General features: G+C 41.2%; 5 protein-coding genes and 1 pseudogene. 4 read left to right on the top strand and 2 right to left on the bottom strand.

Features of this window, described 5'->3' with window-relative positions; genetic code table 11:
- Window positions 1-161 precede the first annotated feature (161 nt).
- A pseudogene (locus tag PX636_RS13020) lies at window positions 162-536 on the top strand (SAM hydrolase/SAM-dependent halogenase family protein); the annotation flags it as partial.
- Between the two features lie 149 nt (window positions 537-685).
- Here the strand turns inward: PX636_RS13020 and nadC are convergent.
- The gene (gene nadC / locus PX636_RS13015; protein WP_002781548.1) at window positions 686-1,534 is read right to left on the bottom strand and encodes a carboxylating nicotinate-nucleotide diphosphorylase; all 849 of its coding nucleotides are present in this window, start codon (window positions 1,532-1,534) and stop codon (window positions 686-688) included.
- A gap of 71 nt (window positions 1,535-1,605) precedes the next feature.
- Window positions 1,606-2,172: a Uma2 family endonuclease gene (locus tag PX636_RS13010; RefSeq protein WP_002797834.1), complete on the bottom strand. Its 567-nt coding sequence runs from the start codon at window positions 2,170-2,172 to the stop codon at window positions 1,606-1,608.
- 161 nt (window positions 2,173-2,333) lie between these two features.
- On the opposite strand from PX636_RS13010, the gene PX636_RS13005 reads away from it, so the two are divergent.
- The 3 genes from PX636_RS13005 to PX636_RS12995 form a co-directional block, all read left to right on the top strand.
- Window positions 2,334-2,801 (top strand): CBS domain-containing protein, encoded by a 468-nt coding sequence (locus PX636_RS13005; RefSeq protein WP_002765452.1) that lies wholly within the window; start codon window positions 2,334-2,336, stop codon window positions 2,799-2,801.
- 42 nt (window positions 2,802-2,843) lie between these two features.
- Window positions 2,844-3,095 (top strand): hemolysin XhlA family protein, encoded by a 252-nt coding sequence (locus PX636_RS13000; protein WP_002797836.1) that lies wholly within the window; start codon window positions 2,844-2,846, stop codon window positions 3,093-3,095.
- Between the two features lie 39 nt (window positions 3,096-3,134).
- Window positions 3,135-3,999, top strand: an 865-nt coding sequence (locus PX636_RS12995; protein ID WP_288117511.1) for a S66 peptidase family protein, incomplete at its 3' end; no start/stop codon positions are given.

The following is a 3,999-nucleotide window of genomic DNA, read 5'->3' as shown; positions in this document are numbered from 1 at the left end:
TTTTGGCCGCAGGGCTTGCGGCGTCAGTCTGTAGAGCGACCATAAGACCAGAACAGAGTAAATCTGTTAAGGCAGGTGCGGAACCCCGCAAGGGAAAGAAGCAGAAACCTAAATCGTGAGGTTTGGGAATCACCGTCCGTTTACGGCGGTGAGGATGTCAATTGTCCCGGAGAGTACCCCTAGAAATGTTAGGTGAGATTATTGATCCCGATAGCTTGCAACAATTAGCGATCGCTGTTCCGCAAATCGAGGAAGATAAAATCAGGGGTCAAATTCAATATATTGACATTTTCGGCAATTTAATCAGCAATATTCCCGATTATCTCCTAGAGGGAAAAAATTGGTCGGTGCAGTTGGGGCCAAAAATTATCCCCGCAAAAAACACCTACAGTGATGTTCCTTCCGGAGAAATAGTCGCTTTTATCGGTAGTCACGGGGGGTTAGAAATTGCCGTCAATAGTGGTAGCGCCCAAAAGCAATTACACCTAAATATTGGCGATGCGATCGAGGTTAGAATAGATGGGAGTCAGGAGTAAGAATTCAGGAGTCGGGTGATAGGGTGATAGGGATTTAGGGGTTTAGGGTGTTGAGGTGTTAGGGTTTTAGGGTTTTACTTGAAATTCCCCCACTACCCCACTACCCCACTACCTACTGATCACTGATCACTGATAACTGATATAGCTTTTTAATCAATTCTCATACTAATATCTAACCAAGTAGAACGGGTAATCGGGGCGCTAGTGGAAATATAATCTACTCCTGTTTCGGCAACGTTGCGAATGCGATCAAGGGTAATATTTCCCGATGCTTCTATTTTGGTTTTACTATTAAAATTGCGGATCATCTCCACAGCAGTTTGCATCATCTCTAAATCCATATTATCTAACATAATGATCTCTACCTGCTGCTGCAGGGCCTGATTCACTTCTTCTAATTGGCTGGTTTCTACCTCAATTGTGAGAGGATAGGGCATATTTTGCCGTACACGACGCACTGCTTCCTCAATGCTGCCTGCTGCTTGAATATGATTATCTTTAATCATAATTGCATCATCTAAGCCCAAACGATGGTTAATAGCGCCACCGATACCGGAGGCATATTTTTCTAAAATTCGCAATCCGGGGGTAGTTTTGCGAGTATCCACCAATCTTGTCGATAAATCGGCAATTTTCTCCACATACTGACGAGTGGCACTAGCAATCCCACTCAAGCGCATGGCAAGATTTAAAGCGACTCTTTCCCCAATTAACAGCGCATCGAGGGAACCTTCTATCTCAGCAATAACTTTAGACTTGGGGCAGAATTCCCCCTCGGCAACGGTGGGGGTAAAGTGAATAGTGGGGTTAAGCAGTTGAAAAACTCGTTCAGCTACGGGTAAACCGGCAATAACTCCCGCTTCTTTGGCAATCCAACTAGCTTGACCGATTTTAGCATGACCAAAGAAAATTGCTTGGGTGGTGCGATCGCCTCTACCGAGATCTTCTCGTAACCAGTTTTCTAACAAGGGATCAAGAACTAATAGGGGCGGTAACATAGAATTTATCGAAACAATCGGGACGTATTTATTTTAAGTCTAGGAATGTTTGACCTTTTTGTAAACTTTCTTTAATCGAAACTTATCCCTTCATAGAGTAACTCGATCGCACAGTGAAAATCGAGACTAGATAGAATAATTTCTTCCCCTTGACTATAAGCGCAGTAAAACCAAATTTTATCTTCACCGCGACGATAAACCTCGACACTGATCGATTCAGGATCGACTAAAACGTATTCTTGTAAACTAGGAATCTGACGATAATATTGTAACTTTTTAGTGCGATCATAGTTTCCTGTGCTAGGGGAAAGCACTTCAATAATCACTTGTGGATGTTGAATAAAATTACGAGATTCTCTATCCCTAAAATCGCAACTAATCACCAAATCGGGATAAAAATAACGACTATTATTAGCTTGTACCTTGGCATCAGATACATTGACTCGACAGCCTCGCGGACGGAGATGAGAATATAAAGTTCTGTAAAAATTTAGGGTAATATCATTATGAGGCAGACTACCCCCAGTCATGGCGATAATTTCCCCATCAATATATTCATGGCGACATTCCTGTGTAGCTTCCCATTCTAGATACTCTTCCGGGGTCATTCTTTCTGGGTATTGAGGTTGAGCGATCATTTTTCTTTTTCCTTGTCAACTAACTAAATTAATATCCCATTTCCTTTTTATCTTATACCATTTTCTCGCCCGAAGATTTAAGAATAGTTATAATTAAGCGGTGACTGATTACCCTAATGATAAGATGGAGACAGAAAGCATTATTATCGCAGGTCGCTAAGATGACGAAAACAGTTGCCGATATCATGACTCCCAATCCCATCACCGTCACCGCTAACACTTCTCTGTCTGAAGCAGTGAAGATTTTGGCCGAAAAGCGGTTTAGTGGTTTACCCGTGGTGGATGACAATATACGACTGATTGGGGTTATCTCCGAAACTGACCTTATGTGGCAGGAAACGGGAGTAGAAGCTCCTCCTTACATTATGCTCCTCGATAGCGTCATCTATCTACAAAATCCTAGCCGTCACGAGAAATTACTCCATAAAGCTCTCGGTCAAACCGTGGGGGAAGTAATGACCGATAAACCTATTAGTATCACGGCTGATCGCCCTTTGAAAGAAGCGGCCTCGTTAATGTATGATCGTCATGTGCGTCGTTTACCGGTGATTGAGGAAGAAACCCACAAAGTAATTGGTATTATCACTCGCGGTGATATCATTCGCGATATGGCAAAATCGGAAGCATAATGGCTTTTCTAGGGCAACAATTAACTAAAAGGTCTTGAACAAATGAATCAATCTCAGGAAACGGTTACTTATTCCCTAGAAACTATCTTGACGCGGATGGAGGGAAAAATCGATTCGTTACAAAAAGATGTGACGGATTTAAAGGTAGGACAAGCGGTGTTAACGGGAAAAGTTGAGGGAATAGAAAATCGACTAAACTCATTAGAAGGAAACCAAAAATATCAGGTTTGGGCATTAATTGTCCTCTTAGCTGGGGCAATTGTGAAAACTTTTTTTCTGAGCAGTAATCCCTAAATTCTTATTTCCCTTGCAATTTTTCTAAAAACTATCAGGATGAAGCGCCGTCAATTTCTCACTAATTCCGCTCTAACTGCTGTTAGTTTTTCCCTAATTACCAGAAAAGTTATTAGCAATAATTTTCCTCTAATTAAACCGCCACATCTACAACCGGGGGACGGAGTGGGTATTATTAGTCCGGCGGGGGCAACTTTTAAAGAAGATGATTTGAATATAGTTATTGAAGCAGTTAAAGCTTTAAAATTAGTCCCAAAAGTTGGTCAACACGCTTTAGATCGTTATGGTTATCTAGCCGGTAAAGATAGGGAGCGAGCCGCGGATATAAATCAATTTTTTGCCGATGATAATATTGCCTTAATTTTACCAATTCGCGGCGGTTGGGGAAGCGCTCGTTTATTACCTTATCTCGACTACGATTTAATTGGCCGTCATCCGAAAATTATCTGTGGTTTTAGTGATATAACTTCTTTATTATTAGCTATTTATGCCAAAACTGGTTTAGTTACTTTCCATGCTCCCAATGGCTTTTCTAGTTGGCGCACCGCTCAAACTGAAAGCTTTCGACAGGTTTTATTTTCCGGGGAAAAGTTGACTTTTAGAAATATTCCCGATCCCGATGATGCCAATCGTTTAATGCGGGTAAAAAATCGGATTCAAACTATTACTAAAGGTCAAGCAAAAGGTAAATTAATCGGTGGTAATTTAACCACTTTAGCCTCGATCGCAGGTTCTCCCTATCTACCAGATTTTACCAGTGCTATCCTATTTTTAGAAGATATTGGTGAAGATATTTATGAAATAGATCGCCTGTTAAATCAATTAAAATTAGCAGGAATTCTCGATAATTTAGCTGGGTTTATCTTCGGTCAATGTAGCAATTGTAGCGCCGATAGTGACTATG

The sequence above is a fragment of the Microcystis sp. M53598_WE2 genome (assembly GCF_030067735.1).
Lineage (GTDB): Bacteria > Cyanobacteriota > Cyanobacteriia > Cyanobacteriales > Microcystaceae > Microcystis > Microcystis aeruginosa.
This window is presented reverse-complemented; position numbering and strand designations above follow the sequence as displayed.